Consider the following 232-nt stretch of genomic DNA (forward strand, 5'->3'; position numbering starts at 1 on the left):
GGGGACGAAGGCTTCCCGGTGCCTGACAGCCGCGTCGCGGAAGCGGCCGCCGGTGGCATCAAGCTCACCGTCTTCCACTGGGGCACGATCGCCTGGGCCATGTATGCCATCGTCGGGCTGTCACTGGCCTATTTCGCCTTCCGCAAGGGGCTGCCGCTCTCGATGCGCTCGGCCCTCTATCCGCTGATCGGCAACCGGATCTACGGGCCCATCGGGCACACCGTCGATATCC

The 232-nt window shown here is 66.8% G+C and carries 1 protein-coding gene; it reads left to right on the top strand.

Annotated features, from left to right (window positions below; genetic code table 11):
• Positions 1-18: 18 nt before the first annotated feature.
• Positions 19-232, top strand: a 214-nt coding sequence (locus R0J88_RS23900; RefSeq protein WP_410901444.1) for a BCCT family transporter, incomplete at its 3' end; no start/stop codon positions are given.

Origin of the sequence: Pseudoalteromonas sp. SIMBA_162, from assembly GCF_046535955.1 — a bacterium.
Lineage (GTDB): Bacteria > Pseudomonadota > Gammaproteobacteria > Enterobacterales > Alteromonadaceae > Pseudoalteromonas > Pseudoalteromonas marina.